The following is a 26,450-nucleotide window of genomic DNA, read 5'->3' as shown; positions in this document are numbered from 1 at the left end:
CTCAGAAGTTAGGCTTAAAGCCGGTTGCCACGTTAAGAAAGCGCTTCGCCAGGTCGTCCTGCGTCATAAAACCGTAGGCGAGCGGACGGAAGCTTTTTGACTTCGGGTCAACCAGGAACAGCGCCGGATAGTGGCTGATGCCCATGCGCGCGCTCTGACCGGCGTCCGGCCGGCTGTCGGGCACCTGCGGGGACACCGTGCCGTCCACGCTCACCGGTATCAGCGAAATGTGACGCAGGCGGGCGAAGTCCGCCACCACGCCTGCCATCTGCGCATCAATCGGGTCACTGCCGCGGTAGAAGTAGAAAAGGCCGTACTCACCTGAGAGCTTACTTATCGCCGCGGTCTGCTCGGCCTGATCCCGGGCCTGCTGCAGCGGCGCAGTGCTGTTGTAGTGCGGGTGATCAAGGTTGTAGTCGAGGTCCGGATGATCGAGCTGCGCCACGGCGAACGACTGGCTGAACATCGAGGCGCGGTCGGTCCAGAACTTCTGCCAGCGCAGAAAGGTGGCGGTGTTCTCGGCTGACGGATGAAGGATGGCGTTATTCAGCGCCTCCTTTGTATAGCCTTTCAGAACGTCCGCCTGCTCTGACGGTGACAGCCTGCTGAAGTCCGGTACCTGCGGCGCAGGCTGCGGTTTCGGCGCGGGCGTGTCCGGCTTTTTCTTCGGCTCGTTGTACCAGTGCCAGCCGGTAAACGGGTCGGCCGGCGTCACCACCGCGTCAGCGGGCGGCGCATCGTCCGCCACGGCCAGGCCCGTGCACGCCACCATCAGCAGGGCAATCAGCAGTGGTTTCATTTTTTACCTCCTGTCTGCGCGTTAACCTGCGCGGCAATGCGGTCCTTAGCCTGCTGAACCATCGTCGCTGAGTCAGGGATTTTCTGGTTGGCCATCAGGTCGCTGTAGAAATCCTGGAAGTTAATCAGATCAAAATTTATGGCCTGCAGTTCAGGAACCGTGATGCCACGACAGTTCGGTGAGTCTCCGCTGCCAAAGCTGACGTGCAGCTGATCGCGTCGGCCCTGCTCCTGAATGATGCGGGCGAGCTTCCCGCCGAACACGCAGTAAGCCTGCTTCTTCTGCACGCACACCCCGAGCACGGCCTTATTGCAGGCTTCGCCGACCAGTACGGTGACCTTTTTAGCCTTCGCCTTGCCGATGGCCATTTCGTCACTGTTGCAGTTGGCCAGCCCCGAGCTGTTCCCCCATCCGGTATCAACGCAGCAGTTCGAAAAGCCAGCCATCGCCTTGCGGCAGTAGAGCGCCTGTCCGGTAAAGGCCTTGATGTCGATCTGGTCGCCGTTCTTGACGTCATCACCGGCGGAGGCCAGACCGGCAAGTTTGGCCACGGCGGTATCAAAGCCGCTGTCGCCGGCACCGTCTGTCCCGTTGCAGTCGCCGCTCTGACAGAGGTACTCGCCGCCGCACAGCAGGCCCTGAGAGCTGTAGGTGGTCTGGCACTGGTAAGTATCCTGCTCATGTATGCACGTTCCTACCTCCGCTTCGGTACAGCCGCGGGCAGCAATCGTGCAGTTCCTGTCAGACATTAGCTGAGCGCAGTTACCGGTGGAGTTCACCGGCACGATATAGCTGTCCTGGTATTGCCAGCAGCCCTGCGTCTGGGTGTAGGTCTGGCCGTCGGAGGTAACCGAGCGGGAGCCGCCCGGGTCGGTGCAGACGCTGCCGGTGCTGGCGGTGGCCTGTGATTTATCAAAGCTGCAGCTTTCGGACCAGGTCGTGTCGGCCTTTTTATCCGATACGGTTACGTTAAATGTTACGTCGAGGTGGAACAGCGTGGTGCCGTCGTTGATGTATTTAATAAGCGTATTAATGGTGGCATCGAGACGTGACCCTTTAGGTGTAATCACCGCAGAGTAAACCTGACCCGCGTTAACCTGCAGCCCCGCGATACCCAGGCTGTCGGCTCCCTTGCCGTACCGGAGCGTGACGCTGTTGTTCAGTATCGAGGTGACGTAATCGGCTCCCGAGTTGTAGGACGGGGCCGGGGTATAAACCAGTTGCGTGCTGCCGCTGATGAGCGTGGCCGTTTCAGAAAATGTGAAATCCACTATTACCTGGTTGCCCGTTCGGCGCGCGTTTTTAAGCAGCATATTCATTGTCCGGGTTTCCGTATGGCTTGAGCCCGTGACGATAACGCTGCCGGTGCGGGCACAGGTCTGGACCTGCGCCACGTCCCTGTCGCACGTGAAGTTTTCGAATACCGACTTTGAAACAACTTTCGTGGTGCACTGGCTGTTAGTACCGTCCACGATGGAGCCGCTGTTGGCTTCTGCGTTCTTGCCGTTCTGGATAAAGTCAGCGTTGGGATCGATGGTTACAGGTGGGTTCTTCGTTGAAGAATCCGTGACCGCCTGTCCCGCTTCGTTACTTCCGATCTGTGTCTGCCCTTTATCCGCAATGCCACCGTCACCACCCTGCACGCCGCCGTAATAGCCGCCCTGTGGGGGATTGGCTGTGTAGCCCGGAATGACTGACGCCGGGTCAGTCCCTTTAGCGGCAGAGGTTCCCTGTCCCTTATTTGAGCCAGCATACCCTGCACCCGCGTTGTAAGCGTCGCTTACCGCATCTGCGAATGCGCCGGACGCCATCAGACATAAAGAAAGCAGCAGGACTCGCTTCATTTTGCACCTTCCGCATCCTGCAGCAGCTGCGCGGCCGTACTGCCACAGTCGCCGCGCTGCTTAATCTCTTCGAGCGCCTGCTTAACCGGCAGGCTGCCGTAGAGCACGTCAGACTGACTGCCGCAGGTGACGACCAGCGCCGGCACGGCCCTGATGTTGTATTTCTCATACAGGGTCGGGTCGATTTGCACCCCGGCCTGCTTATCTTTTTTAGACAGTTCAAACATCGTCTCCGCGGTCTGACGGAAGTCGTTGTTCAGCAGGCCGCGCAGCGTAGCCGGTATGCCGAAGCGGCGCGCATCCGCCAGCATCGGCAGCAGCCCCTCCTCCGGGATACCCAGACTGACGAAGTAAACGGCTCGCGGCGTGGGGCGCGCAGCGCTATTCTGATCCGCTTGCGCGGCGGCAATTTCGTTCTGCAGCTGCGAGACCCGTCCCTGCTGCGCATCCGGCAGCGTGATATTCATGCCCTTCAGCTGGCTTTTGAACAGTTCCAGGTCGCGCTGCTGCTGTTTCATGTACGCCATGTCATTGCCTGACACGACCGGCTGCTCAGCGGCATTCGCCATTTCTGTGCACAGCAGCGCGGCGCCCGCGAGCAGCGCCGTAATCAGAGGTTGTTTCATGGTGAGTCCTTACAGATAAACGCAGTTACGCTTTCGCCACATGAGGTAGCCGAAGTTCTTTTTCGTAGCCGGTGAGTTGTGTACAGAGCCCCAGAGCTGGGTCGTTGTGCCGAACGGATGACAGTCGTTTGGTTCGGGGTACATATTCACCATCTGATAACGCCAGCGTGATTTCGGGATGATCGGGGACGGATACTGATAGCAGACCGCCACGTCCGCCCCGACCGTCTCCATCACCAGTCCCTCCCGGTGCAGCTTGAAGGCCATGCGCTCGCTGACCAGCAGGGAGGCCTCAAGCGGCGAAAACTCATTACTGGTAAAGCCCGTAAACGGATACATCGACCCCTGTGCGCCGGCGCACCAGAACAGCGGGTCCAGCGGCACGCCCGCCGTGGAGGCAATCGAGTCAGCCGCACAGGCGCCCTGCGCCAGCAGGTTGTTGAAAAGCGCCACTTCCGGATTCAGGATCATGGCCAGCGTGCTGTCGTTCCACAGCGGGTCGACCTCAGACAGATACGCGATGTCCATGTCACCGGTCTGCATGCAACCCGTACTGGTGATGATGTTGAGCCAGTAAATCAGCGGATATTTGTACCAGTGCACGTGATAGAAGCTGCCGGGTGTGGGTGAGTCGCTCTGCCCGCCGCGTCCGGCACCGGTGCGGCCGAGGTTAATTTTGAAGCCGCCCATGTTCACCATGACGCCGGGCTCGCGCGTCACGTCGGTCAGCGCCAGCGGCTCCCAGAAGCCAATGGCCAGACCCAGCCGGTAAAAAATACCGTACGGGCACATCTGAATCGGCGAGGCAGGGTTCGGAGTATCCGGGTGCGCGCCTGATGCCAGCTGGATGCTGCCCAGCGACATCGGGAACAGACACTTCCAGCAAACGTCGCTGATCGGGTTCACCCAGCGTCCGTCGCCGGCGTTACTGGTCGCTGCCATGACAGGCTTCGCCATGACCGCTGCCGTGAGCAGGCACATTATGAGAAGGAAACGTTTCATTAATCTTTGACCTGCATTTTGTTACGGAGCCAGACGCACACCGGACCGTCATCTGTGTCGTGAATGCTGCCAACAAACCATCCCCCGCCTGCGGGCCCGGACGGCTGCCACTGGCTGCAATTACCTGTTTTCCAGAATGTCTTCATCAACCAGCCAGGTACGTCGTTTTCCATCCAGATGAAGGAGGCAGCGAGATTATGTGCGGAAAGCCAGGCCTCAAACTCGCCGGGCTGCGGATATTCATTGCCGTCAGCGGGCACAAAAAATTCAGGATGCGTCCAGCCGCCCCAGCGATCGCGCACGACCGGCTGAGCCGATATTTCAGCAGGGTGTGTCATAGGGTGAGATTCCATAAAGACGGCAGCGGAACTGCCGGGGTCAGACGTTAAACGGGCCTGCCTGCGGGGTGCAGGCTGAGGCGTACCGCAGCAGCGCGAGGAACGAACAGCCTGCGCACTGCGGGCAGAAAAGGCATTCAGGTGGCCGCAGCCACCCGGGGAGGATTTACTTCACCGCGCGGCACAGTCTGCCGGCAACATCGTCGAGTTCGCGGTCATAACTGGCACGTTCAGCCGCACTCAGAAAGCCCTGTTGCTTTACGTAGCCGTCAGCATCTTTTCTGACGCGGCCAGCCTGTTGCCATAGCTGTTCAGACTGCGCTTCCGTAAGGTGACGCGCTTTGCGGGCATTACCGATATCGGCCTGCAGCACGTTAATGCGTACCGATATGTGCGCCTGAAGCGGGTCTTTAATACTGCCGCCGTTTTCCCCCTTCACGTCATGCTGAGCCTTTATATCGCATGACGGCCACTCCTGCGTAAATGACGAAGCGGCTGTGGCATGGCCGGCAGCCAGCAGCAGAAATCCTAACGTCAGCGTTCTCATTGCCTGTGTCCCTTAAAGTGATTATTCACGCGCAGAATTATAGACCAGCCGCTGTCAGCTACAGATCCGTACCATTATCCGCGGTATGACCGCTACGCCTGACAACGTACCAGCCAGCTGCCTCGGCTCCCCGCTGACAGCAATCTGTCCAGCTGCCGGTGTAGTCATCCTCTTCGGCATCCCACAGCATCGCCTCTGCAGCTTCGTCGCTCTGGCGCGGGTTCAGGTAGCGGGAACGCGCTTTTACGATGGCGATACCCACGCGGGTCCGGACTGCATAGGGCAGCAGAACCTTTGACTGCGGCTCAGCACGAAGCGCAAACCCTTCAGCCTCCAGCGCGCCGCCAAATGCCGCCAGCATGAATTGCCAGTAATGGCAGTTCGCCTCAGCAGCTGCAAGTTCGGCCATCTCGCGACTGCCAAACGGTGCCGGAGATGATAAGCCGAAAGCCACGTGCATCGGGTCCGGACTCTCGGGAGTCATTCTCCTGCCAGCCCTGACCATAACGATGGCCAGCGCTATGAGAACAATGAAACCACCCACGGCCGGCAAGCCTGCCGTAAACGCGCTTATGCTCTCGGGTGCCAGTGAGATTTCGGCACGACAGGCAGGCGGGACAGGATCAGTCCATACCGGTTGCATCACCGGCTCCGCGTGCAGCTGAACGGGTGCGGCCTCGGATGACGACGCAGAATGCTGCCAGTCATTTACCAGTCTCTGCACAAGATCATACGGCGTGTTATCACTCATTTCAGTGCCACCTCCTCTACCTGGAGCATCCTGTCCGCGCGCGTGATGCGCACCGGCGTATGCTCAAAGCCGAATTTCGTTGTTAACGTGCCGTACTGGTCGAAGTACACCGGCTCATCCAGCGCGATGCTGCTGTCGTGCACGTTGCCCTTAACCAGGATGACCTTAAAGTTCTGCTGGCCCGTGATCTGCAGCTTCAGCCACGCCATCTGCTGCGGATTGTCACCGTCAACGAAGTAGAGCGTCTCGCTGAAGGCGACCCTGTCCAGCGGATTAACCTTATCGCCCGCCCGGGCGATGACGTTGCCGCGCATGTCGCGGATGGTTTCCCGCACCGTAAAGGTCGGGTCATACAGGAACGCACGGTCCGTCCTCGCCGGCGTCAGCCCGGCCACCGGCGCGGGACGCACGGCGTGGGCTTTCACACGGGCTTCGGCCTCACGCTGCAGGCGGTCCATCTCGCCGCTGTCCTCAATGCCCTTAAGGCGCTGCCCGATAAAGGTCAGCAGGTCCGGCTCGGCGATGGGAAACAGATGCCCGATGGTGCCGAGATCTTTAGCCCGCGCAGAACCGGAAACCACTGTGGCGAGCAGAACAACCACTGTGGCGAGCAGCCTCATTGCGCCCCCTGCATCTGACGGGCAATGTCAGCCTGAATGACCGGGGTAATGTCTGTGACGCCGGCAACCACCGCCCCCTTCACCAGGATGACGCCACCGTGTGCGGCCTGCCAGTCAGAGAGGCTGGCGTCCAGCGCGGCGCCAAACCGCTTTGTCAGTGTCTCCAGCGCCCCCTTTTCCACCGGCTGCTGCGCCGTCTGCTGCCGAAACGTATCGATAGTACCTTTCATATCAAACACCACGTAATCGGGCTGTACGGCCTTAGCAACCAGCGCACTGACGCCAGCGCTGAGCGCAATGACCAGCGCGGCGAACGCCGCCAGCCGGGCACCTCGGCTGCGCATCAGCCGCGCTGACGCGGTCACGCGAGCGCCGTCACTCATCCCTGCGTTATCCTCGTTTTCTATGGCCACCTGCTGAGACGGCTGTCTTTCTTCCTGCATCGTTTAATCCTCTTTTAAGCAGTGGTCAGGCCTGCCCAGCGCTCCAGTTCCTGCATCTCGGCCTGGTACATGTGAGGCTCGCAGGCCAGCAGGTATGCAGCCTCTTCGCTGGTCGCCCCGGCCTTCTGCGCCTCCGTCATGTACTGGTAGTCTTCGCCGCGGGTGCTGAACATGGCGCGCGTGACCGGGTCAACAAAGACGCGATGGAACGAACTGTTTTCACCCGTTGAGATCATCACCGAGCTGAAGCCGGTATCGCGCGCGGGCTGGAAGCCGCGGATAACCTGCGTTTCAACCTCACTGAACTGATCCGGGTTGGAATTGAGGTAGGTTTTGAACGCTTTCGCATCCTGCAGCAGGGTCACTTTGGTGCCCGAACAGTCCCATGCCGCAGCGGCAGCCGGCGGTGCTGCCTGGTCTTTGGTGCCGGTAAAGTCCTTGATGCCCTGCGTAATGGTGATGAATGCCCCGCGGTGGCGGCGCACCGTACGGTACCCGGTTTCGATAAAACGGGCCGCGTGCGGATTAGAGCCGCTGAACAGGCGCCAGGCCTCATCAATAATGGCGACCTTTTTGAGGCTGCGCGGCGAGTGATACATCTTTTCCTGAATTGCCAGGATCAGCGAGTACAGGATTGCAGAGAGCAGGTGAGGCTGGTTCTCCAGGCTCAGCAGCTCCAGTACGGCAAAGCGCGTGTCGCCGTCGAGCGTCGGCTTATCCGAGTTGAAGTAGTCGCCGTTAGCTCCCCACGTACACCAGCGGTCCAGCAGCAGCACCAGTTCGTTGATGCGGTTCATGATGGTCGGCTGCTGGCCATATTCCTCTTTCACCGCCGCCGACTTCATGTACAGCACTACGTCATCAATACGTGCTGTGTTTTGCTTCGCCTCATAAGCCGCCACCACACCTTTGAGCAGGATGGTTTCGCTGACCTTATCCAGCGCTTCATTAGGGCTCGCCAGAACGGTCAGCAGGCCCTGAATACCCTCGGCGGACTCTTTAATGTCCCGCACGTTGGCGAACGGGTTAAAACGCAGCGTCGCACCGTCCAGGTAAGCGCCGCCCGCCTGCCGGCAGAAGTTCTTATAGCTGCCTCCCATGTCGATAACCCAGCCGAAGCCGCCGGCGTTCAGCACCTGTCGCAGGATTTCCTGTATAAAGAAGCTCTTTCCCGCCCCGGTGGTGCCGGTCACCGCGATGTTAAAGTTGGTGGACCCGTTGCTTTCGCTGAACATGTCAAAAAAGGCCAGCGCGTTGCGATAGGTCGGCAGCGGGCTGCCCGATGCTGCCATCTGACGCTCGGCCACGACCGGCATCAGGTTGACGGCGTTAAAACTCTTGCAGCGCAGGGTGGCGTTCATGTGCTTCATGTCGTCCCACAGCCCCTCCTGCATCACGAACGGCAGCGAGGTCATCCAGTTGCGCAGCTGCTGATAGCGGGGTGCGGACATTTCGAGGTCATTTTTTCGGAACACGTTAATAGCGGAGAGTTCACAGCGCTGCTGTTCGCTGTCACTGTCGGGCGTGAACAGCGTCAGGTTGAGGTTAAAGCTGCACATGGCGATTTCGTTGCTGGCAAGCCCCATGCGCAGGTCGCGCCACTCCTCATAGGTGCGCTGCGTGTTGGGGAACAGCTTGCCGTAGGAGGAGTTGGCCTTCTTGCCCATATCCTGCTCTTTGCGGAACGCCTCATTCTGGCTGCTTACCTGATCCTCAACGCAGATGGTCCAGCTCAGCAGGAACGGACAGGGAATGCCCAGGTCAGGAAAGCGCATGTTCTGCAGGTTGTCAGCTGCCTGCCAGAGTGCGAACCGTTTCGGCACCTTAGTCAGCTGCATGTTCACGATGCGCGTGCTGACCACCGCGTTGTCGCTGCTGTCGCTGACCGCCCGGTCACTGTGCTGACGGGCTGTGGTCAGCTTCAGGTGATCCGGATGAACCTCCATTTCGGTACTGGTGTCCACGCACTGGCGGTGCAGCTCCTGCTCCGGGTTCCAGTGCTCGCTGCCGACACTAACCTGCCCCGGCCGGTAGTTCAGCTGCTCGCGGATGACGGACAAAAACTCCGTCGGTCCCACGCGGCGCGTGTCCATGTGGGCGGCCAGCATTGAGACGCGAAGCGTTTCGCGCACCTGCGTCACCGCGTCCATCGACCTGATGCCGCCGGTGCCGGGGTGTGCATACACCAGGAAAACGCGGTAGTTACGCAGATAGAGCGGGTACTCACGCTCGTTGGCCAGCCCTTTCAGCGCCGAGCGCTCCCAGAAGGCTTTGGTAATGGCGTTCAGGCGCGGTGCCATGTCACCCTTCCACATGTCGCGGCTCAGCCCGTTTTCCAGCATGTCGCCCACGCACTTGCTGGCCACCATCAGCACCGTGACCGGCGTTTTACGGGGCAGCTTTTTACGCAGCAGGTCGTCGAGCGCCTGTACCACCTGCTGATTCGCGCCGGCGAGCGGTGCCACCTCCAGAATAAAGCCGACCGAGCGGCTGTTAATGAAGAGTTCGGACTTTTCATCAAACTCACGCCACGGCAGCAGGCTGGTCAGCGACGGGTAGCTGAAGCTCTCCTGCAGCGTCTGGCGCGCCATCCTGGCACCGCCCTCATCCCGGCTGCTGCTGAAGATGCCGGTGAGGTGATCGATAACGTTATTGATCATGCAGACCTCCGGCGCGCTCTCTTTTAAGCGCGGCCTTTATCAGGGTATGGAAGTGCGCGGATTTTCCGGCGCCAGGCGTACTGTGCGTAAAGACGTGTCCATAAGGGGGCACATCCACGAACATCAGTCCGGGCCTGACCCGGTGATGCAGCGCAGCTGCAGACGATGCGGGCGCCCGCTGTTCACAGGCACTGCTGAATGAAAAACGCTTTTTCATTACTCCCCCTCGCTGATTACGCGGAAATCTTCGTCCCAGCGGGACTTCTGCTTCACGAACTCCACCACGGCGGGCTGATGAAAGCTGTCCTGCTCGTCCACCCAGGGCGCAATCCACAGGCGCTGTGTAGCGTCCGGGATGCGGCGGGCATCCACCTGTCCCGGTCCGCTGTAGTCACCCGGGACCACAGGACCTGTGGCACCGGTACGGACCGGTAACGTGGATGCCCGCAGGTTGTCTGTGGTCGCGCTCTGCCCTTTAACCAGACGCACGGTAGTCGTTGCCGTGCTTAACGGGCGGTAAGGGCTGACAGCGGGCTTCGTGTTGCCAGGCGTCGCCAACGCCTCAGCGACAGGCTTTGGGCCGGCCTCCTTAGCTGCCGTCAGGTCGTCCAGGCTCTGATGCTTCGATGCAAGCCTGCTGGCATCGGACATCGACAGGCACTGGTCGGTCGCGGTCTTGTTACAGTCAAAATCAGAGTTCATGCCGGCGCAGCCGGTCAGCGCCGCGCATAGCAGTGCGCACGCAAAGAGTTTCTGCATGGTGGGGTCCTCAGTGGCGGCCGGGCCGCGATAAGTCAGGGAGATAAAAGGTGCGAGCTAATCGGGTGGTGCGGGTTGCCTTGGTGAAGGCACTAAAACAGGTTGGTTCAGCTAGTATGTTTACCTTTCATAAAGGTGTTAACCATCTGCCAGTCCTTAAACTCATCTTCGCTCATGACGCGATCGCGGCAGGCTGCGGTTATGTTTTTTACCGGCGCTTTTGTTTGCGACCAGATATCAGCATGTAGCATGCCGGGTGAAACCTGACGAATGACGTCAGCGATGTATGTCGCAAGCTGCTCAATTGTGATGTCTGTGAATGCGGGTATGTATCCGAAATTCTCTGCCAGCGGGCGTATTGCCGCATCCGGAATCGGTCGGGTGTTAAACCTTTCAAGCCGGAACAGCATATTGCCGCTGGATTGCCGCCCGTCTTTAATCCGGATTAGCAGCGAGTCCGGAACAGGAGTGGTTTCATCGTGGACCATTATTATCCTCGTTAAAAATCAGGTTTTGTTTAGAAAGGTGCGCATGGAGCCGCAGGGTGCCCTGGTGAAGGCGAAAGTATTGTTTGTAGTGTTGTGCGATAGCAGTCCCAGCCGGCAGCATAGGCTCCGAACTGTCTTCTTATTAAAGGTGGACTGTCAGCGGGATACGTGGAAGCTGATTTACCGGGTTTCCACACGCGGCTGGCTGACGGCTAGCAGACGCTGATCCACCCATCCATCTGCCTTGCAGGTCGCTACTGCCGAAACCGTGTGTTCCGGAGTCCAGTTAAGTACGGCAGCGTTATTTTCATGCACACTTTTTATGTCACCAAGTTCACAGTCGGGTAGCAGCACTTTGCCGTGACGAACGGCCGCAATCACAATCTTCGCAGACTGGCCATTTGTAAAGGTTGCCGGAACTGACCACTGAAAACTGACGTCAGACTGCTCAGTAACAGGTTGTGGGTTTTCACTGTTTTCCTCGCGGAGCCTATTGTTAATCCATTCACGATCACTGGATGACAGGTCATGCTGACTCAGTAACCAGATCAGTCCTGCCGTACCCAGCCAGCCTGGTCCGCTGGCTTCCTTTTCCCTGATGATGGTCTGAAGCTGAGGAGAAGGTTGTGGGCCGCTGCGGTTTTGCAAAGACTGAGGTGCTGAAGGTGAAAGTTTTGCTCCAGGTGACCTGCTGTCAGTTCTGCCCGTTGCCGTACTGCTTCCGGCTGCGGGCGTGAAGCTCTTATAAACAGGTGTACTGCCTGTGAAGGAGTTCCGGTAAGCCGGGCTGCGAGCGGCATAACCTGCTGACGATTTAAACGATGATCGGGAAGAGGAACTGCCCGCCATAACCGGCAATGACTGCAAAAAGCAAAGCGCAATAAGCGCTCCTTTCAGAAGATATTTCATTTCGCCTCCCAGCTGGCCTGCCCGTTCACGGTGATAATGCTTCGGTCCTGCGCGAGAGACTGAATGCGTAATATCTGCCTCGGACTTAGTGAAGCAGAATCATCATATGGCGCCTGGCTGCTGTCACAGTCTCCGGTACAGCGAAGCCGCCACAGCAGTGCGCTGGCCTCATCATGCTGCTCACTGTAAAGACGGCTCAGACTGGCTGGCGCCTGTGTGTCATCTGCAAGCCACGCCCGGGCAAAAAAAGCGGCCGCGCGGACACTATCTCTTTGCACCCACTTACCGCGTTCCAGTACATGAGCCGCGGTTGCAAGTATCTCTGCTGATGCGCGGTCACCCGATGAATGATCGGCAACGGTAATGAGCTCTGCAGCAAATGCTGGCATCCGGGATCTTAGTTCGGCCGGTGGCTCATCCCGCATAAACAGATCGGTTAAAGCCGCATAAGAGTGCTGGTCTAACGCTTTGCGATAGAGCGAAAACGAGAGGTTGCGGTAGTCAGTTTTAAGTTTTCCAGAACAGGATGGTAAAACCTGTTTTTCCGGACAGGCCTTTTCGCCTTCAGCATTCAGTTGCTGCCAGGCCTGCCACGGATCAGGATTCTGCAGGGCTTTGGTCCGTGTGGCGTCGAACTCTGCTTTTTGATTGTCACAGGCCGACAGCAGCATGACTGACAGCAGCATAATCATCTTTTTAACTTTATCTGTTACCACAACTCTTCTCCTGATGATGTGTGGGCTGACAGGAATACCGGAGAGCAGGCTGAATATGGTCAGGCGCAGTCCTCTCATCTGTTTAAATCTTCAGGCCCGGGACTATCAGAAGCCAGACGCTGACGAACCGACTCGATTTCGGTCAGCATTGCGGCCAGATGGCAGCTGCTCGCCTGTGCCTGCCAGGCGCGCCGGTAACGAAGCCGCAGCGCACAGAGCCGGATATGCTGCTCACGCTGTCTGTGTTTAGTCATCTTCACTTACCCCTTCTTCAGGCTGACGTTCAGTAAAGGCAAAATCACGCCGGGCGGGTTTAAACACGGCCCCGGTCTCTTTTTTAAGCCAGAGCTCGAGTACGGGTACCTCAATAAAACCGGCCTCCTTAACTGCCAGCTGCAGCTCGTGCCAGGCAGGAAGGTCAAGAGGCGTGTACGCCTCAAGCCTGATGGCAAGCAGGTCCTGCCAGTTAAGCGGCTCCCGCAGGCGTCTGATAACCGCCGCTGCAGCAACGAATACGGGTATAACCAGTGCCGCGCCCGCCCACTCTGAGCCTGCTGCGTATTCACGCCAGAGCAAAGCAAACGCCAGACCGGCAAGCACGCAGGTCGCCAGCGTGCCGCCATACGGCAGATGGCGCCCCTTCCAGCAGGCCACCAGGTATCGTATCTGCGCCAGTTTCCGGCGACGTTTCTTCCGGGCTGTTAGCATCATGCGACTGGCCCCTTTTCAGAATCTGAGGTTAAGCAGGGTTAAGAGCAGCGTAAAAAAGTACGCGATACCGGTGGTTAAGCCTGCAAAGAATAAGATGTCTTTTGGGCTGGGGACTGGCATCGCCCAGAACCATACCCCCCAGACAAGATAAAATGCCGCCAGTATCAGCCAGCACGCTGCCATCACCCAAAAGGTCACGCCCGCTAAATCCCTGAAAAGGTACGCCAGCAGAATAATAACGGGAGACGTTAACAGGGCCAGCCGCCAGACCTGCCAGCCCGGAAAGCCCGGGAAACCGGTCAGTCCCTCACGCATCGTCAGACCGGACAGGATGAAGTTAGTCGCCAGCATGACTGCAATCAGAACCACATAAAGGTGAACTCTGCTATCCGGATGACGACAGCGTTTAATCAGTGCCTTCATGCTGCCACCGGCCCGTGAGTTGACGTCCTACGAAACTGAATGTTTTGAGACCTGACCTTTTTGAGATCGAGCTCAACCAGTCTTCCCATAAGGTTCAGGAGAAGCATTGCGCGCTTTGCGCCCTGCGGCTCATGCCAGATAGCTTGCATGTTTTCAAACGTGCCATTTGTTATCAGAACTGTATCGCCATGCTCAGGGGCCTGCATGTCCGCCTGCGCGGCCGAATCAGCTCCGCGCTTCATGCGCTCCATTTCCGCATCACCCAAGATTGCTATGCGATTGCCAAAGCTGACTATGGTTGAGACTCCGCGCGTTGCTTTAATCGTCGTTGTATGAATTTCTTCAGGATCGAATCGTGCAAACAGATAGCCAGGAAAAAGTGGCTGGGGTTTAACCGGTTTAACACTTCCCCCGGCAACAAGCTGACAGGTGAAAAGCGGAAGGTAACATTCCACCCCCTGGTTGAGCAGATGGGCTTCGGCGCGTTTTTCCTGATTAAATAACGACTTGAGTACATACCACTGTTTCATCTGTCATCTCCTTAATTAATAGTGTCGCCGAGGCGCAGCTGGCTGGCCTGACGCAGAACTTCGTCAGGATTCAGAACAGGCGCACTGCCATTACTGTTGCTGACTGCCGGTGCAGTTGCTGAGGCCTGCTGCACGGCGGCCTGCGGGGCCTCCTGCTTCGCCTTTTCAGCTTCGGCATCCTCAATCGTTTCCAGACGGAAGCCATCCTGGAACACAACTGTGACCGCGTTGCCGGCGCCGATATCAATGACCGGGTGATACTGTTCGGCGCGCTTAATCCAGTACTGGCTCAGCGTGTCAGCCGCCTTGCTGGCACCGCCACCGAAGCCCTGTTTAAAGATGTCACCGGCGCCCACCGAGGCGCTGCCACCCAGCCCGACCGTAGGTGTGGCGGCGGATTGTATTCCCTCACCGAAGCCTGACATCAGCCCGGCAGCACCGGCGTATCCGACAATTACACCATTACGCATTACCGGTTTGCCGCGAATCCCCTGTTTGCCCTGGTAAGCAACATGCCCTTTAAACGGCATATCAATGTGCTTACCGTTCTTCAGGATGCAGCTGATGTTTCTTGTACGGACTTCGCCACGTTCACTGGAGATGTCACCCCAGATTTCTCCGGTAACGCGGCACTGGTCCATGCTGTACGTTTTACCGTTTGGCATAGAGACATCTCCAACAAGCGTAATAACAACTGCGGCGGTGTTCTGTTGACCAGTCACGCTGGCATTGGCGTCAGCCCCCTCAATCATGACCGCCTCAGAAAAGGAGCCGGAGGGTATCCAGGGAAGCTTTGTTTTTTTCTCAGTAAGCGCAGCGTAGGTGAAGGTATCGCGGCTCAGACCGCCCGGACGCACCGTGCCAGCGCCGGGATAGAAGGCCTGACCCTGCGACGGGTAAAATTTCCCGCCCTGTCCGGCGGCCGGTCCGCTACCGGGATTGTTGATGCTCCACTGTGCCGGACCAGACTGCCCGGTGGAGACCGGTGCATTAACGGGAGTAGTGCCTGTCGCCGGCGAGGTGGCTGCAGGGCCATTTGCCGGCCGGCCCGCCTGCTGCATCTGCAGCTGACTAATTGCGTCTGCCATCGTGTTCAGCTTCTTCTGCAGCTCTTCATTCTGGCTTTTCAGCGTGCCGGTAAGCATTCCGAGGTCGCGCTCAAGGCCGGCGGTCTTGTTCTGCTGCTGCTGCAGCGCGGAGGTGGCCACCCCTTCGGTAAAGGACGTGTTCACCAGGCTGCCGGTCAGGTTCGGTGCCGCTTTCGGCGCGGGCCGGTTCAGTTCGGCCTGATGGTGTGAGTACGCCCAGATGCCCCCGCCAACGGCCAACATGACCGCGGCGGCCACGCCGGCAATCACCCACTGGCGCCGGCGCGTGGCGGTATTGATGTTGCTCATGCCCCGCCCTCCGCGTCAGTCGAGAAAATCACCCACACAAAGCCTTCACCGCTAGCGTAGAGCGTGCGGGTTGAAAGCATCACCGCGCGCACGCCCTTCTGCCAGAACTGCTTTTCGCTCAGCGGCCGCGTCACGTAGCCGGTGTTTTTCATGCGATAGCGCATAACCCGCAGGTGAGAGCCGGCAAGCTGACGCTCCGGAGTCAGCAGCACGCCCGCAGGCGGGTTATACGCGGGACCGCGCGAGGCCTTTACCTCGGTATAACTGTCCGGCACCTCGCCGCTGACCACGCTGCGCGCAACACTTACCAGCGTTTTCTGGAAAGGCTGACTCTCCTCCCATACCTTCGCGTCCGGGTTAGGCTTAAGTGGCACATCTGCCGGTATCAGGTGCAGCGTGCGGCCGTTGCCGGGTTTGGGTGACACGTCGATCGACACGCCCACGCCACAGGCCGTTTCCAGGAAGATGGTGAAGTCCTGACCGGTCTGTGGCGTAATCAGCAGCGCGCCGTCGGCGGTGTTGCTTTTGAGGTAGGCATTGTCCGGACCGGTGATACCGGTAATCAGTTCGCCGTCGATGATGATTTTGTTAGGACTGGTGTTACTCATCTGCGCCTTAAGGTGCGCATTATTTTCAAACGGGGTCCCGGCCGGGCCGGGTACGGCTGCCTGCGCGGCGGCAGGCAGCAGCGCCAGCGCGCCGGCAACGGCCAGGGCGGAAAGGGTCTTTTTCATCGGTTCAGTCCTGTTGCGGGCGGCGTTCAGGTTGAGTCCAGGGCACCTCGGGGAAGGCCGTCAGGCGGATAAGGCCGTCCACGTAGTGCACGCTGAGCCGGTAGGCTTTACTGGCATCCGGAAGTGAAATATTCAGGTTGCCGTTAGTGGTGCTTGCGCTCAGCGTGCCCTGCACGGTGATGTCACCGGTGGTGGAGTCGGTGATTTCGTCATCGATGCGGAACACGGAAGAGACGCCGTTGTTTTTGATGTACTCAGCTTCGGCGGCGAGCTGCTTTTTCATGTCGTCACGGTACTCAGCGGGAACGAAGCGCAGCAGGGCAGCGTGCTGGCTGTCCACGGTTTCAGGTGTGACGGAAAGGCGGAGATTGACGAAAGAGCGCACCAGCATGCCGTTTAAGGCCGGGTCTCCGGAGGCGGAATCGGAGATGAACGGGCGGTCAAACATCATCGGGGTGGTTAGGGTCTTCTGCTTTTTTGCAAAGTGCCACGCCAGCGCGCCGGTGACGACGTTGCTGACGGCGAGAATAAACACGAGCAGCGAAAGTGCGCACAGGGCCAGAATGATTACCCGGTTGCGCCCCTCCCGGACCTGATACTTCATAGCGTTATCCTTTTAATAAGCGCCATCCGAAGATGGCGCGCGGGTTACTGCATCCAGTGCCGGTTGCCCGAGTCGGGCACGCGGCGGAACTGCAGCCGGAGCAGCGCGGTCGGCAGGTACCAGTAAAGAAGGTTCATGAGCCACCAGGTGCCCTGCCCCTTCTTCAGGTGACGGACTAACAGCCAGAGCGTGCCTGCCACAATCAGCATTACAATGAACATGTCGCAGAGCAGACCGATGCCCGCGCACGCAAGGATGAGCACGGCCTCCTCTGTGGGGAGTCCGCCAAGGCGTTTCTGCTGATTGAGGGTTTCCGGGAACTGGTACTTAAGCGATTCCCCGTCCATGCGGGATTAACCGGCCAGGGCGAAGAAGGTGCGGGTGATAACGATGAGGAAAGCCAGACCGCCGACGAACAGCATCGGGTTGCGCGTTTTGATGTATCCGCCAATCGAGATGATGATTTCGCCGATGTAAAACCCCCATTCAACAGTACTGCCATGACCGAACGTGTCTTTGGCATCCTGCTTCTGAGCGGCCAGCAGGTCAGTAGCTCCTGCAAGATGTGGCAACGCAAAGCACAGCATTGCGAGGGCTACCAGGGTTACATTTGCGCGATGCTGATAACCTTTTTTACAGGCAGTACGGACAAAACCTTTCACCATTTTTTTAGTAGATAAATATTTACCAGAGATGGGTTTCTGGCAGACATCAGACAATGCTACCGCCACGCTATCCGTTTTAACGGAAGCGAAAGTCGAAGTTTGCATCATTTAATCCTTAATCAGAATTAGGTTATAAAAAACGACTCACCATTTTTAAAATGGCGAGCAGTATCCTGCACCAGTAATATCTGATGCAGTCTGAAAAAACATTTTTAAGCGAATATGATTTTCGGTTTCAGAATGGGCTATGTATATCCACCTCCTTATATGCAGTAAGTTTACAGCAGCGTTTCATATACAGATTTAAATGAGAGGCATAGGCGGCGAAAAGACTCAAAAACTACTCAAGATCAGTGGCAGATTCGAATCTCCGACCGGTGGCGGCTAGGTCGGAAAATGATCTGAGTGAGTCTTCAAGTCTGATTTTTGCCTCTCGTGTTTTACTTCTTCCTGAACGCTTCGATGATTCCACTAGGAGCTGGTTAGTCTCCTCTGACAGGTGGACTAAAACTGAACCTCCCCTGATGGATTTTGCATTGGCCATAAGGCGTCTCTTATGTGGCTAAAAATTAGTAAACTCAGCAACTTAGCTGCTAAAACTTACTTATAATCGCTTCGCTTACTGATTAAAAATCACAACCAAACAACTCAAAAGCAACTCAGTAGTGATGTGTTTCTGTAAAGAATTATGCATGTATTGAAAACTATTTCGAGTTGTTTTTGAGTATTTTCCTATATAGAAACTGAGTTTATTGAAAAAACCCTTAATAAACATAACGTTACCGGATCAAAAAACCCTTCAAAAGATACTCATTCGTGTATCATCTTTTGTTTAACCCAAATTCTTGAGTCACGGCGTTAGCTGGGTAAAACGTAACCGATGGACGGGAGTAGACTTTGGATACATCTAATAAAAACCTCAAAAAGGTATTAGAACTTTTTGAGCGGAAAGGAATCGATAAGAGGAAACAGGCGTCAACAATGGCTGAGATCCTCGGTATTAAATATCAGAGCGCCAAACAAAAACTCGATGGTAAGAGAGGATTTTTTTATAGCGAGCTAAAATCGATTTATGATTATTTCCACGAATCCCTTGATGAAGCAAAACCATATAACGGCATATTCATTGTTAATGATATGCATGTTAGATGTAATATTGTTGTCAGTGAGGAAAAGGTTGATATTAAAGAACCAGGCATTAACTATGCATACTTTCATAAAAATTATTATGTAGTAAATCCAACAAGCGTGAAATTCAGTAAAGACATGAAGCAGGTAATAAGAATGGATTTTTTACCTGCGCCGAAACTGGCAATACTCGATAATGATAAAGAACTACTCGAACTATTAAAGTCAGTATCTAACAGATACGGTATTGATGCGTCGGTTTACGAGACTGCACAAGAAATGATGCAGGCGGTCGACAGTGAAGATTATGATGGATATGTTGTTGACTGGTTACTGGACTACAGCGAAAACTCTGAGGCAGTCATCAAGAAGATCCGCTCTAAAAGCGAGACAGTGCCGATAATCCTGCTCACCGGACAACTGAATCAGCATGAGCGAGAGATAGGAGAAATCATTATGGAATACGGAGTTGAACTGGTTGAAAAGCCAACTCGTGTTTTTATACTTTCTTCCATATTGCTGGCAAACCTCTTTTTTTAAATGGCACTGAAATGGAATTAATAAAATTAACAGCTGAACATATAAAAGAAATGTACGACATAAGGTTTTCTGTTACCGAAAACTTTGTCCATGCCCATCAGATTGAGTATCTGCAGAGAGAAGTAATTCTGGCTGACGTTGCTCAGGGTGGTGGATGGATCTGCAAGATTGACGATAGCTATGTGGGTTATGGCCTCGGCATTCATATACCCCATGCACTGATAGGTGGTCTGTTTGTACGGCCAGAGTACCAGGGGCAGGGAGTTGGGGGAGCGATACTGGAAAAAATCACTGAGTGGTTTTTTGAACAGGGAGACACTGAGATTGAACTGACCACTGATGAACACTCATCAGCTGCTCGCTTCTATCAAGCGAGAGGCTGGCATAGTTGCGGTCACGATGAATATGGACAGTTGATTATGAAGAAAAGGAAAATGACCAAATGAAGTTACTCACAGCTCTTCTGTTCTCTGCGATCTCGGCCAAAGCAGCGTATGCTGACTCCTTTGTTCTGGCAGACGGCAGTAAAGAAATTACTGTCTCTACTGAGGATCTGGTCAAGCTACCAGTCACTTCAATAACTACAGCTACGAATTTCACGCCCAAAGCTACTTTCGAGGGCGTGACCTTCACAGAGCTGCTATCAAAGTACTCGATTAAGGCATCATCTCTGAGAGTATATGCCCTTGATGACTACAGCTACACCCTGCCAGTGGGAGAGCTTATAAAATATCACGTTATCCTGGCATACCGGAAAAATGGCCAACTGATCCCGGTTTCTGATCTGGGGCCTTTTGCCATAATCTACCCCAGAGATGAGCATCCAGAACTGAACAAACTGGAAGTGAATGCCAAAACTGTCTGGCAGATAAACAGGATTGAGGTTATCAAATGAAACGCAGGGTAGTTCCCGTCGTACTTGGCTTAGTACTGACACTTTTTTTTTCAGGTTCAGTTTTTTTAACTGTTCAGAAATTCAACGAAATTAAAAATCAGTATAAAAGTATTGAGCCAAACCTTGATAACTACTCGACGGCTGAAATCCTCTTCCTGGCATTTGAAAGAACCCGAACATCTGTTTACCAGACAGAAACCCCGGACAATTTCAAAACAAAGAAGTCTGTTTTTGACTCTAAAGTCAGAATTCTTAAAAACAAATCATTACGCATAAACTCATTTTATTATGAGCCGGATTTCCTTAGTGCACTTAACCTCCTTGAGAAGCAAAGCGCTGAACTAAGCAGGCTTAATGAATCCACACCGTCCTCAAAAAGGAAGGATGTACTCTTAGAGCAAATGAATAAGATGCAGCCTACGCTCATTAACCTGCAAGAAATTATTTATAAAATCCAAATCAGAAACTTCAACACAATAAAGTCATTGATACTGGATAACTCCTCCTACACAGAGCTTGCAGCACTTTTTTGCATTTTCCTTCTTTTTACTTTAATCATTTTACTCTGGGTGCATATCGTAAAACTAAACTCAGCGATTAAAGGAAAAAATATCTTCATCTCAGCCATATATCATGAGCTATCAGGCTCTATTCAGAAAATCCAGTTATCTTCTGATATGATCAATGTGAGGGGGGATGTTTTAAATTCTGAAAAATACCTTGCTAAAATCACTTATCATTCTAATAAGCTTTATCAGCAGACAAAAGAAATACTTGAGTTTTCTAAAATCGAGATCGGTAATGTTGGTGTTAATAACCTAAGCTTTTATATTGAAGATGCTTTAAATGCTGGCTTATCTCTCTACAATGAAAGCAATGCCAATAAAATAGAATGTAACATATATCCGCAGAAGATTCTCATCAATGCTGATAAACAAAAAATCATATCAATAATCCATAACATTATTGACAACGCGAATAAAAACACTCATTCCGGGTTGATTAAAGTGCGACTTAGAGTGGCTAAGTCGTACTTATTTTTAAGAGTCAGTGACACAGGATGCGGGTTTGATACTAAAAAACTCAATCTGCTTTTCCAACCATTCAATCAGGGCGCTGAGAGTCAAACCCGACAAGGTCTGGGCCTGGGACTGTCAATTGTTAAAAGTTATCTCAAAACAATGAAGGGGGATATCAGTGCACGTTCGCAAATCAATGAAGGCTCAACCTTTATGATCAGAGTACCGGTAACTGTAATTGATAAAGAGTCTTAATTATCCTGAAAGAAGTCCGCCGTGCCCGGACTTCTTTTCCATTACTCACTCTCGTCTGGTTTAACGAAGTGCCTGTTATCTGCATCGCTTTCTGAGTTGTCTATTTCAGTAAGGTACTGGCTCAACAGGGAATCAATACGCTCCGTCCCCCCGCCTCCCGTTGAGTTGACATAAAGCTCAGTCATCATCGTCAGTAATATCATTATGCCTTCTTTACTGCCGCTGACTTTACGAAGCAGTTCACGATTAAACTCTCGCTGATTAAACGTATCTTCTGTGTTTTTAGCTTTGTGCATAATCAGGCCTAACCTGAGAAGTTCATTACATGTGGAGGAAAGACTGACCTCAGCAGGACTTGCTCCATTCTGTATGTCCAGAAGATAAATATCCCTGATTTCCTTTTCAATTTTATCTTTGACGTAGATACCCATTCTTCCCATTAATTCTTCTCCTGAACGTATTATTTAGGTTTTTATAATAACTTTACCAATTTGTGTCATGCTCTCCTGTCCGACTCTTCATCGCTTTCAGCTCTATGAAGCACTAATGTGCATGCAATTTGAGTCTTATACAGGTAGTCGTAAGCGACACCACCATGTCGTAGGGTGTGACACTGTACGATATGCAACACTATGATTGAACTAATTATCAACACTCCTACGATATAACATCGTAGCAAGCTATGACAACAGGTAGTAGAAACCTACGATATCATGTCGTAGGGCATGACACTATCTTGTCGTAGTAACCTACGATAAAACAGGGACATACGAGCTAAACCCAATAACGCATTTCCAGTAACGCTCTGATTTTAAATAAAAAAACTGCAAGATGAAATCTTGCGTGGGGTGTGATGAAATCTTACCCCCGAAGAGCGGCTTGGTAAATAACGCTATCCAGCTGAATTCTTTATATCCCTGACGGGGTTCGTCACCTACCCGCCAGCGCAACGTGCGCGTCTGTAACGAATTATCTTGCAAGCGATGATCTGAGCGGGTATTTTCCACTCGAACCCGCCTGGCGCTTTACGCGCACGTACGTGAGATTATCAGAATGAAATTATTGGCTGCTCTCGCGCTTGCCGCTGTATTCAGCGCGCAGGCTGCGCCGGAAATGTGTTTCACAAAAGCCGGTCAGGATTTCGGTATTGATCCGCGTCTCCTGATGGCACATTCCATTCAGGAATCACGCATGCGTAATAATGCGCTGAATACGAAAAGCAGCGGCGGCACGCATGATGTCTGTAATATGCAGATAAACAGCTCTCACTTTAATCAGCTGAGAAAGTTTGATATTACGCGGGAAAGGCTGCTGAAAGATCCGTGCATCTGCATTTATACCGGTGCGTGGATCGAGGCGCGAAATTTCAGACAGTATGGCAGAAACTGGGACAGCGTCGGGATGTACAACACCGGCCCGAGTCCGAAGCTGATCAAACAGCGTCGTGAATATGCTGCAATCATCAAGAGTATTTACCGCGTGCTCATTGCACGGGATGAGGTTTACACCGCAATGGCGAAGCAGAATAAGAAAACGCCCGCGCCTGAAAATTTCTTAGCTGCGGACGTAATGCGTGACAAAAAATAACCCCGGCATGCCGGGGTTATTTTCATGATTTGAGTTTTGCGAACTCCTCCGCCATCTTCCACAGCGCCTGATTCAGCTTTATATCGCCGTCGATGCCCGTTACCGGTCGGGTCGTGGTTCTTTTTCCCTTCGCCGTTCTGCCGGTTAAGCCGCCCTTAATCAGGTTCTCCTGCACGATGTTAAACGCGGTCCATAGGTCGGTGCCTTTGTCATACCAGGCGCGCGGATTAATAATACGCTCGGCTGATACCGGCGGCTCTTTGCCGTCATATTTATATTCCAGCGCCAGCTGGCCCAGCAGGCGTCGTTCTTCACTGTTAACCTGAATGGATTTCATCATGCTGATATTATTTTCCACCTTATCGAATACGCCCAGCACCTCATAAGCACCTTCAATAACCTGCGATACAATATCCCCCTTGTGTGGCACGCTGATTTCACCAAACGATTTCCAGCACACCAGGCCATTCGTGCAGACCTGCCGGAAAATACCGGGGATCATTTTATAACTGCTGGAGCCGTCATGGCTGTTCAGTAATACGATTTCCGGCACCTCTTCGCCGCTGTTATTATTTCCCCGGCGCAGTCGGATCATGTGTTTGGTAAATTCGCGTCTTTCCGGGTCGCGGACGCGCGACTGGCTGGCATAAAAAGGTTCGAACCCTTCTTCACGCAGTTTATCCAGCAGTGTAATGGTCGGAATATAGGTATAACGCTCAGAGCGTGAATCATGCTTTTCGGCTGAAAATGCGCTCGGAACAATGCGCATCAGCTCATCATTATTCAGCGGGCTGTTTTTACGGATAGCAGTGGGGGCTGCATAGCGGGAAGAAAAACGGACCATAATTAATTACCTCATAAAGAAATAGTGTCAGCTTTCAAACAGAAAGCTTATATAGCGGCCAGCGATTAGCTGAATATCAGATATCTCACTCCCCTGCAGAGCGCTGCAGGGGAGTGTGTTTTCATCCTCTCAGGTGCGAAAATTGCCAGTGGCAGAATGGGCTGTATTCGTTAGTCCGGGGCAGGTTTTGCTTCGCATATTTAATCAGCCCTTCATGCTCAGACCAGAACAGATCAAGCGCCGCAACATTCAGCTCACCTGCGGCTTTGTAAACGTTAGTAGTCTGGTATTCGGTATTTTCCGCATACTCTTCTTCACCAATCGGATTAGCTGAATGCACGATCCGGGTTTCATAGGTTTCCGGTGCAGAGCCTGCCGCTGGAGCATAAACAAAAACCGTGATCTGCAGTTTTTCATGCGCGTTAATCAGCAACATCTCGATTCCTGAGCGGAATTTTCCCGTATTAAAATCTGCCTCTTCGCGCGTAAAGGTTGCCGCCGTCAGATACTCCAGATTCATAGCAAAATCGCTACGCAGCGCCGCGGTGTTCACATTGAACTGCGGATGATCCTTGAAAAATAGACTGCGACGTAAGGCACGGCGGATAGCTTCATAGCTGATTTCTTCTGATGGTTTTGCCGTTAAAGAAGATGATTCTTTAGATTCTGAAGCCGGGGTGTTGACGTTCAGCTTTGACATGTTGTGTCTCCCGTGTGGTTATTCGATGTTTCTCTGAGTTCCTCGCCGTGAGGGCAGAACGGGCGCACGGGGATCAGGCTGAGCGCAGAGGGAAACGGCAAAGCCGCAGCCCGAAGGGACCGGGTGCAGCCGTTTAGCTTGCGTCCCTTGCGCGAAGGCGCCCGTGTGCCAGATTTCTGCACGGCGAGGGATTCAGGAAACGAAACAGAACGCGGGAGATGAACAGGGCACAGCACCGGACGGCGGCCCTTTGCCGGTCCGGTCTTCAGCGGCCCCGATTTCGGGGCCAGTGAACGCACCGGCGACAGCCGGTTGCAGCCGTTGACTTCAGCCATCAGGCCCTATGTCCGAAACCCGAAGGGGTTCGGCGGAGCTTACCGGCAAAGCCGGTTAGCGCAGTAGGACTGACGACCCGGCAACGCCGGGGAGCCGAAGGTGGCCATGTCCCGGCCCCTGAAGTTGATGTTTAGTCAGTAAAGGCAGCCATCGCACCAGAACCGGCATAACCGGTAACACCATCCGGACAGCAGTGAGACACCCGGCATCACTGGCAGACTACAGAGAGCGCGGAAGGGGAGAGCCGGTGCGTCAGCACCGGGTTTTGCCTGGCCTGTAAGGCCTGCTGGTTTTTTTCGCGGTTCAGCACCCCGCTCATGGACAGAATGGCCGGTGTAAACCGGCCTTAGCTCCCTAGATTATGACCTTCCTGTTATAGGTCGCTTTCCAGTCCATGTAATCTGGTCCGTCACGAAGCGGTGAAAGACTGGTGAGATTTTCGGCTAAACCGTTCATGATCAGAATCCGTTCCACAGCCGCAAACCAGTCTTCGTTGTTGCCAATTGGAAACCACAGATTCGAGTTGTCGCCGCTCAGCAGCGGATGATTGCAGAAGTGAACCCCCCTGCCCTGCGCTGTTACGCAGCCCGTCACGATGCAGGAGGCCCGTACCGTTTCACTCAGGGCACTGCGAGCCAGTGTTTCCGCTATATCACCCCAGCACCACTCTCCATCAGGCACCGGCAGCTCGATGCACCGTAACGAATGACCACCCGCCCGTGCGGTCAGCCTGGCAATGTCTGACACACCCGTTTCACCATATGCACCGTTTGCCTCGCAGACATAATGGCCATTGTGCCAGAAGGACTCTGCACCATTATCCAGGCGAATAAGGCAGTATTTGCCCATCACTCTGGTGATATCGTCCTGCTGGATCGGGCTGGTGAATGCTGTGGAATGTGGATGCTTAATAATCTGGCTCATGGCTGCTTCTCCACCTGACGCGCTACCTGCATCCACTGTGAAAACACTATTGCCGCTAAATGTGCCAGCTGGCCGCTGCGCATTGCGTTTACAACCGCGATGGCATGTGCGACGATTTGCATGTCAAAAATCATATATCTCTCCAGATTCTGGTTTTGATGTTGCCGGTATCTCGTAAATACCGGCGGTGAAGAAAGCAGAGGAAACTCTGCTTTTTTTACATCTGCACTTCGCTCATCAGGCAATATCCGCTTTATGCATGGCGTATCCGGCTTTGAGAATCAAAGCCAGTTCATTGCTTGCGTATCCCCATGCTGCATCGCCTATTCCGTCTGGATAGCCGTGCGCAATGTGTGCCGCCTCAATCCACGCTTTAAATGATGCCAGCGGGATCATCGGGCGCGGGCGCGACCAGTCAGTAACCGTCTTGCAAACCTCTTCAGCCATATTCATCAGAGTGCCTGTGAGAAGTTCAAAACGTTCTTCCTCGGTCATGCTCTCCGACTTCAATAACCTGAGATAATCCAGGCTCTGAACCAGTGCCGGATCCAAGCCGTTGATGTTTTGCCCTTCAGCCCCGGTTTCGGTGGTTTTGGTTGCGGCGGTTTTGACGTTCTGTGTGTTCATGCTGGTTCTCCTCTGATGGTTACTAAAAC

The 26,450-nt window shown here is 54.3% G+C and carries 35 protein-coding genes; 5 read left to right on the top strand and 30 right to left on the bottom strand.

Going from position 1 to position 26,450, the window contains the following annotated elements:
- Position 1: 1 nt before the first annotated feature.
- The 24 genes from traF to HFD87_RS20490 form a co-directional block, all read right to left on the bottom strand.
- Complete coding sequence (traF, locus tag HFD87_RS20605) at positions 2-799, bottom strand: type-F conjugative transfer system pilin assembly protein TraF (RefSeq protein ID WP_167423867.1); 798 nt, start codon at positions 797-799, stop codon at positions 2-4.
- Positions 796-2,643, bottom strand: a complete 1,848-nt coding sequence (gene traN / locus HFD87_RS20600; protein ID WP_167423866.1) for a type-F conjugative transfer system mating-pair stabilization protein TraN — start codon at positions 2,641-2,643, stop codon at positions 796-798. Before traN ends, traF begins: the two co-directional genes overlap by 4 nt.
- A complete protein-coding gene (trbC, locus tag HFD87_RS20595; RefSeq protein WP_167423865.1) occupies positions 2,640-3,269 on the bottom strand; it encodes a type-F conjugative transfer system pilin assembly protein TrbC in 630 nt (209 codons plus the stop codon). The genes traN and trbC overlap by 4 nt, the downstream gene beginning before the upstream one ends.
- A gap of 9 nt (positions 3,270-3,278) precedes the next feature.
- Positions 3,279-4,271, bottom strand: coding sequence for a conjugal transfer pilus assembly protein TraU (gene traU, locus HFD87_RS20590; protein ID WP_109654180.1), 993 nt, complete (start codon positions 4,269-4,271; stop codon positions 3,279-3,281).
- Positions 4,271-4,609, bottom strand: coding sequence for a hypothetical protein (locus tag HFD87_RS20585; RefSeq protein WP_132500206.1), 339 nt, complete (start codon positions 4,607-4,609; stop codon positions 4,271-4,273). Before HFD87_RS20585 ends, traU begins: the two co-directional genes overlap by 1 nt.
- 166 nt (positions 4,610-4,775) lie before the next feature.
- The gene (locus tag HFD87_RS20580) at positions 4,776-5,156 is read right to left on the bottom strand and encodes a hypothetical protein (protein WP_167423864.1); all 381 of its coding nucleotides are present in this window, start codon (positions 5,154-5,156) and stop codon (positions 4,776-4,778) included.
- A 58-nt stretch (positions 5,157-5,214) separates the two neighbouring features.
- Positions 5,215-5,640, bottom strand: a complete 426-nt coding sequence (locus HFD87_RS20575) for a hypothetical protein (protein ID WP_167423863.1) — start codon at positions 5,638-5,640, stop codon at positions 5,215-5,217.
- Between the two features lie 263 nt (positions 5,641-5,903).
- A complete protein-coding gene (gene traW / locus HFD87_RS20570) occupies positions 5,904-6,527 on the bottom strand; it encodes a type-F conjugative transfer system protein TraW (protein WP_167423862.1) in 624 nt (207 codons plus the stop codon).
- Positions 6,524-6,970, bottom strand: a complete 447-nt coding sequence (trbI, locus tag HFD87_RS20565) for a type-F conjugative transfer system protein TrbI (RefSeq protein WP_132500202.1) — start codon at positions 6,968-6,970, stop codon at positions 6,524-6,526. Before trbI ends, traW begins: the two co-directional genes overlap by 4 nt.
- A gap of 14 nt (positions 6,971-6,984) precedes the next feature.
- Positions 6,985-9,630: a type IV secretion system protein TraC gene (gene traC, locus HFD87_RS20560; RefSeq protein WP_167423861.1), complete on the bottom strand. Its 2,646-nt coding sequence runs from the start codon at positions 9,628-9,630 to the stop codon at positions 6,985-6,987.
- A gap of 216 nt (positions 9,631-9,846) precedes the next feature.
- Entirely contained in the window at positions 9,847-10,389 is a 543-nt protein-coding gene (traV, locus tag HFD87_RS20555; RefSeq protein WP_167423860.1) for a type IV conjugative transfer system lipoprotein TraV, read from the bottom strand.
- 107 nt (positions 10,390-10,496) lie between these two features.
- Positions 10,497-10,877: a hypothetical protein gene (locus HFD87_RS20550; protein ID WP_033774287.1), complete on the bottom strand. Its 381-nt coding sequence runs from the start codon at positions 10,875-10,877 to the stop codon at positions 10,497-10,499.
- A 180-nt stretch (positions 10,878-11,057) separates the two neighbouring features.
- Entirely contained in the window at positions 11,058-11,786 is a 729-nt protein-coding gene (locus HFD87_RS20545; RefSeq protein ID WP_167423859.1) for a hypothetical protein, read from the bottom strand.
- Positions 11,783-12,478, bottom strand: coding sequence for a hypothetical protein (locus tag HFD87_RS20540; protein WP_167423858.1), 696 nt, complete (start codon positions 12,476-12,478; stop codon positions 11,783-11,785). Before HFD87_RS20540 ends, HFD87_RS20545 begins: the two co-directional genes overlap by 4 nt.
- Before the next feature lie 98 nt (positions 12,479-12,576).
- Positions 12,577-12,756, bottom strand: coding sequence for a hypothetical protein (locus HFD87_RS20535; protein WP_033774290.1), 180 nt, complete (start codon positions 12,754-12,756; stop codon positions 12,577-12,579).
- Entirely contained in the window at positions 12,749-13,213 is a 465-nt protein-coding gene (locus HFD87_RS20530) for a hypothetical protein (RefSeq protein ID WP_167423857.1), read from the bottom strand. The genes HFD87_RS20535 and HFD87_RS20530 overlap by 8 nt, the downstream gene beginning before the upstream one ends.
- Before the next feature lie 15 nt (positions 13,214-13,228).
- A complete protein-coding gene (locus HFD87_RS20525) occupies positions 13,229-13,636 on the bottom strand; it encodes a hypothetical protein (RefSeq protein ID WP_033774294.1) in 408 nt (135 codons plus the stop codon).
- Positions 13,633-14,166 (bottom strand): transcription/translation regulatory transformer protein RfaH, encoded by a 534-nt coding sequence (rfaH, locus tag HFD87_RS20520; RefSeq protein WP_033774296.1) that lies wholly within the window; start codon positions 14,164-14,166, stop codon positions 13,633-13,635. The genes HFD87_RS20525 and rfaH overlap by 4 nt, the downstream gene beginning before the upstream one ends.
- 11 nt (positions 14,167-14,177) lie before the next feature.
- Positions 14,178-15,563 carry an F-type conjugal transfer pilus assembly protein TraB gene (gene traB, locus HFD87_RS20515; protein ID WP_167423856.1) on the bottom strand — a complete coding sequence of 462 codons (1,386 nt, stop codon included), beginning with the start codon at positions 15,561-15,563 and terminating at the stop codon, positions 14,178-14,180.
- Complete coding sequence (gene traK / locus HFD87_RS20510) at positions 15,560-16,297, bottom strand: F-type conjugal transfer protein TraK (protein ID WP_167423855.1); 738 nt, start codon at positions 16,295-16,297, stop codon at positions 15,560-15,562. The genes traB and traK overlap by 4 nt, the downstream gene beginning before the upstream one ends.
- A gap of 4 nt (positions 16,298-16,301) precedes the next feature.
- A complete protein-coding gene (locus HFD87_RS20505; RefSeq protein ID WP_167423854.1) occupies positions 16,302-16,901 on the bottom strand; it encodes a TraE/TraK family type IV conjugative transfer system protein in 600 nt (199 codons plus the stop codon).
- 44 nt (positions 16,902-16,945) lie between these two features.
- Positions 16,946-17,248, bottom strand: coding sequence for a type IV conjugative transfer system protein TraL (gene traL, locus HFD87_RS20500; protein ID WP_167423853.1), 303 nt, complete (start codon positions 17,246-17,248; stop codon positions 16,946-16,948).
- A gap of 6 nt (positions 17,249-17,254) precedes the next feature.
- Positions 17,255-17,674, bottom strand: a complete 420-nt coding sequence (locus tag HFD87_RS20495) for a type IV conjugative transfer system pilin TraA (protein ID WP_235765175.1) — start codon at positions 17,672-17,674, stop codon at positions 17,255-17,257.
- 232 nt (positions 17,675-17,906) lie between these two features.
- A complete protein-coding gene (locus HFD87_RS20490) occupies positions 17,907-18,110 on the bottom strand; it encodes a TraY domain-containing protein (RefSeq protein ID WP_072008799.1) in 204 nt (67 codons plus the stop codon).
- Positions 18,111-18,463: 353 nt separating this feature from the next.
- On the opposite strand from HFD87_RS20490, the gene HFD87_RS20485 reads away from it, so the two are divergent.
- From HFD87_RS20485 to HFD87_RS20470, 4 genes are read left to right on the top strand one after another with little or no spacing between them, the layout of a single operon-like run.
- A complete protein-coding gene (locus HFD87_RS20485) occupies positions 18,464-19,234 on the top strand; it encodes a helix-turn-helix domain-containing protein (protein ID WP_167423852.1) in 771 nt (256 codons plus the stop codon).
- Between the two features lie 11 nt (positions 19,235-19,245).
- Positions 19,246-19,680 carry an N-acetyltransferase gene (locus HFD87_RS20480; protein WP_137230278.1) on the top strand — a complete coding sequence of 145 codons (435 nt, stop codon included), beginning with the start codon at positions 19,246-19,248 and terminating at the stop codon, positions 19,678-19,680.
- Positions 19,677-20,129 (top strand): molybdopterin-dependent oxidoreductase, encoded by a 453-nt coding sequence (locus tag HFD87_RS20475; RefSeq protein ID WP_137230280.1) that lies wholly within the window; start codon positions 19,677-19,679, stop codon positions 20,127-20,129. The genes HFD87_RS20480 and HFD87_RS20475 overlap by 4 nt, the downstream gene beginning before the upstream one ends.
- Entirely contained in the window at positions 20,126-21,403 is a 1,278-nt protein-coding gene (locus tag HFD87_RS20470; protein ID WP_167423851.1) for a sensor histidine kinase KdpD, read from the top strand. The genes HFD87_RS20475 and HFD87_RS20470 overlap by 4 nt, the downstream gene beginning before the upstream one ends.
- A 41-nt stretch (positions 21,404-21,444) precedes the next feature.
- On the opposite strand, the gene HFD87_RS20465 is transcribed toward HFD87_RS20470, so the two are convergent.
- A complete protein-coding gene (locus tag HFD87_RS20465) occupies positions 21,445-21,843 on the bottom strand; it encodes a relaxosome protein TraM (protein WP_137230284.1) in 399 nt (132 codons plus the stop codon).
- A gap of 613 nt (positions 21,844-22,456) precedes the next feature.
- On the opposite strand from HFD87_RS20465, the gene HFD87_RS20460 reads away from it, so the two are divergent.
- Complete coding sequence (locus HFD87_RS20460) at positions 22,457-22,990, top strand: lytic transglycosylase domain-containing protein (protein WP_167423850.1); 534 nt, start codon at positions 22,457-22,459, stop codon at positions 22,988-22,990.
- 22 nt (positions 22,991-23,012) lie between these two features.
- Here HFD87_RS20460 and HFD87_RS20455 read toward each other — a convergent pair whose 3' ends face one another.
- The 5 genes from HFD87_RS20455 to HFD87_RS20435 form a co-directional block, all read right to left on the bottom strand.
- A complete protein-coding gene (locus HFD87_RS20455; protein WP_167423849.1) occupies positions 23,013-23,834 on the bottom strand; it encodes a DUF932 domain-containing protein in 822 nt (273 codons plus the stop codon).
- 121 nt (positions 23,835-23,955) lie between these two features.
- Entirely contained in the window at positions 23,956-24,534 is a 579-nt protein-coding gene (locus HFD87_RS20450; protein WP_167423848.1) for a hypothetical protein, read from the bottom strand.
- A gap of 690 nt (positions 24,535-25,224) precedes the next feature.
- Positions 25,225-25,794, bottom strand: coding sequence for a hypothetical protein (locus HFD87_RS20445; RefSeq protein WP_167423847.1), 570 nt, complete (start codon positions 25,792-25,794; stop codon positions 25,225-25,227).
- Entirely contained in the window at positions 25,791-25,928 is a 138-nt protein-coding gene (locus HFD87_RS20440) for a succinate dehydrogenase flavoprotein subunit (RefSeq protein ID WP_167423846.1), read from the bottom strand. Before HFD87_RS20440 ends, HFD87_RS20445 begins: the two co-directional genes overlap by 4 nt.
- A 103-nt stretch (positions 25,929-26,031) precedes the next feature.
- Positions 26,032-26,421 carry a hypothetical protein gene (locus HFD87_RS20435; RefSeq protein WP_167423845.1) on the bottom strand — a complete coding sequence of 130 codons (390 nt, stop codon included), beginning with the start codon at positions 26,419-26,421 and terminating at the stop codon, positions 26,032-26,034.
- Between the last annotated feature and the right edge of the window lie 29 nt (positions 26,422-26,450).

The organism is Pantoea sp. EKM21T, from assembly GCF_011800405.1.
Lineage (GTDB): Bacteria > Pseudomonadota > Gammaproteobacteria > Enterobacterales > Enterobacteriaceae > Pantoea > Pantoea agglomerans.
Note: the sequence above shows the minus strand (reverse complement) of the source record. Positions and strands in the feature narration are given on the sequence as shown.

Excerpts from the sequence above, each read along its gene's own strand:
- traF (WP_167423867.1), bottom strand. The coding sequence starts at position 799 with ATGAAACCACTGCTGATTGCCCTGCTGATGGTGGCGTGCACGGGCCTG.
- traN (WP_167423866.1), bottom strand. The coding sequence starts at position 2,643 with ATGAAGCGAGTCCTGCTGCTTTCTTTATGTCTGATGGCGTCCGGCGCA.
- trbC (WP_167423865.1), bottom strand. The coding sequence starts at position 3,269 with ATGAAACAACCTCTGATTACGGCGCTGCTCGCGGGCGCCGCGCTGCTG.
- traU (WP_109654180.1), bottom strand. The coding sequence starts at position 4,271 with ATGAAACGTTTCCTTCTCATAATGTGCCTGCTCACGGCAGCGGTCATG.
- HFD87_RS20585 (WP_132500206.1), bottom strand. The coding sequence starts at position 4,609 with ATGACACACCCTGCTGAAATATCGGCTCAGCCGGTCGTGCGCGATCGC.
- HFD87_RS20580 (WP_167423864.1), bottom strand. The coding sequence starts at position 5,156 with ATGAGAACGCTGACGTTAGGATTTCTGCTGCTGGCTGCCGGCCATGCC.
- HFD87_RS20575 (WP_167423863.1), bottom strand. The coding sequence starts at position 5,640 with ATGACTCCCGAGAGTCCGGACCCGATGCACGTGGCTTTCGGCTTATCA.
- traW (WP_167423862.1), bottom strand. The coding sequence starts at position 6,527 with ATGAGGCTGCTCGCCACAGTGGTTGTTCTGCTCGCCACAGTGGTTTCC.
- trbI (WP_132500202.1), bottom strand. The coding sequence starts at position 6,970 with ATGCAGGAAGAAAGACAGCCGTCTCAGCAGGTGGCCATAGAAAACGAG.
- traC (WP_167423861.1), bottom strand. The coding sequence starts at position 9,630 with ATGATCAATAACGTTATCGATCACCTCACCGGCATCTTCAGCAGCAGC.
- traV (WP_167423860.1), bottom strand. The coding sequence starts at position 10,389 with ATGCAGAAACTCTTTGCGTGCGCACTGCTATGCGCGGCGCTGACCGGC.
- HFD87_RS20550 (WP_033774287.1), bottom strand. The coding sequence starts at position 10,877 with ATGGTCCACGATGAAACCACTCCTGTTCCGGACTCGCTGCTAATCCGG.
- HFD87_RS20545 (WP_167423859.1), bottom strand. The coding sequence starts at position 11,786 with ATGAAATATCTTCTGAAAGGAGCGCTTATTGCGCTTTGCTTTTTGCAG.
- HFD87_RS20540 (WP_167423858.1), bottom strand. The coding sequence starts at position 12,478 with ATGATTATGCTGCTGTCAGTCATGCTGCTGTCGGCCTGTGACAATCAA.
- HFD87_RS20535 (WP_033774290.1), bottom strand. The coding sequence starts at position 12,756 with ATGACTAAACACAGACAGCGTGAGCAGCATATCCGGCTCTGTGCGCTG.
- HFD87_RS20530 (WP_167423857.1), bottom strand. The coding sequence starts at position 13,213 with ATGATGCTAACAGCCCGGAAGAAACGTCGCCGGAAACTGGCGCAGATA.
- HFD87_RS20525 (WP_033774294.1), bottom strand. The coding sequence starts at position 13,636 with ATGAAGGCACTGATTAAACGCTGTCGTCATCCGGATAGCAGAGTTCAC.
- rfaH (WP_033774296.1), bottom strand. The coding sequence starts at position 14,166 with ATGAAACAGTGGTATGTACTCAAGTCGTTATTTAATCAGGAAAAACGC.
- traB (WP_167423856.1), bottom strand. The coding sequence starts at position 15,563 with ATGAGCAACATCAATACCGCCACGCGCCGGCGCCAGTGGGTGATTGCC.
- traK (WP_167423855.1), bottom strand. The coding sequence starts at position 16,297 with ATGAAAAAGACCCTTTCCGCCCTGGCCGTTGCCGGCGCGCTGGCGCTG.
- HFD87_RS20505 (WP_167423854.1), bottom strand. The coding sequence starts at position 16,901 with ATGAAGTATCAGGTCCGGGAGGGGCGCAACCGGGTAATCATTCTGGCC.
- traL (WP_167423853.1), bottom strand. The coding sequence starts at position 17,248 with ATGGACGGGGAATCGCTTAAGTACCAGTTCCCGGAAACCCTCAATCAG.
- HFD87_RS20495 (WP_235765175.1), bottom strand. The coding sequence starts at position 17,674 with ATGATGCAAACTTCGACTTTCGCTTCCGTTAAAACGGATAGCGTGGCG.
- HFD87_RS20490 (WP_072008799.1), bottom strand. The coding sequence starts at position 18,110 with ATGGCCAATGCAAAATCCATCAGGGGAGGTTCAGTTTTAGTCCACCTG.
- HFD87_RS20480 (WP_137230278.1), top strand. The coding sequence starts at position 19,246 with ATGGAATTAATAAAATTAACAGCTGAACATATAAAAGAAATGTACGAC.
- HFD87_RS20475 (WP_137230280.1), top strand. The coding sequence starts at position 19,677 with ATGAAGTTACTCACAGCTCTTCTGTTCTCTGCGATCTCGGCCAAAGCA.
- HFD87_RS20470 (WP_167423851.1), top strand. The coding sequence starts at position 20,126 with ATGAAACGCAGGGTAGTTCCCGTCGTACTTGGCTTAGTACTGACACTT.
- HFD87_RS20465 (WP_137230284.1), bottom strand. The coding sequence starts at position 21,843 with ATGGGAAGAATGGGTATCTACGTCAAAGATAAAATTGAAAAGGAAATC.
- HFD87_RS20460 (WP_167423850.1), top strand. The coding sequence starts at position 22,457 with ATGAAATTATTGGCTGCTCTCGCGCTTGCCGCTGTATTCAGCGCGCAG.
- HFD87_RS20455 (WP_167423849.1), bottom strand. The coding sequence starts at position 23,834 with ATGGTCCGTTTTTCTTCCCGCTATGCAGCCCCCACTGCTATCCGTAAA.
- HFD87_RS20450 (WP_167423848.1), bottom strand. The coding sequence starts at position 24,534 with ATGTCAAAGCTGAACGTCAACACCCCGGCTTCAGAATCTAAAGAATCA.
- HFD87_RS20445 (WP_167423847.1), bottom strand. The coding sequence starts at position 25,794 with ATGAGCCAGATTATTAAGCATCCACATTCCACAGCATTCACCAGCCCG.
- HFD87_RS20440 (WP_167423846.1), bottom strand. The coding sequence starts at position 25,928 with ATGATTTTTGACATGCAAATCGTCGCACATGCCATCGCGGTTGTAAAC.
- HFD87_RS20435 (WP_167423845.1), bottom strand. The coding sequence starts at position 26,421 with ATGAACACACAGAACGTCAAAACCGCCGCAACCAAAACCACCGAAACC.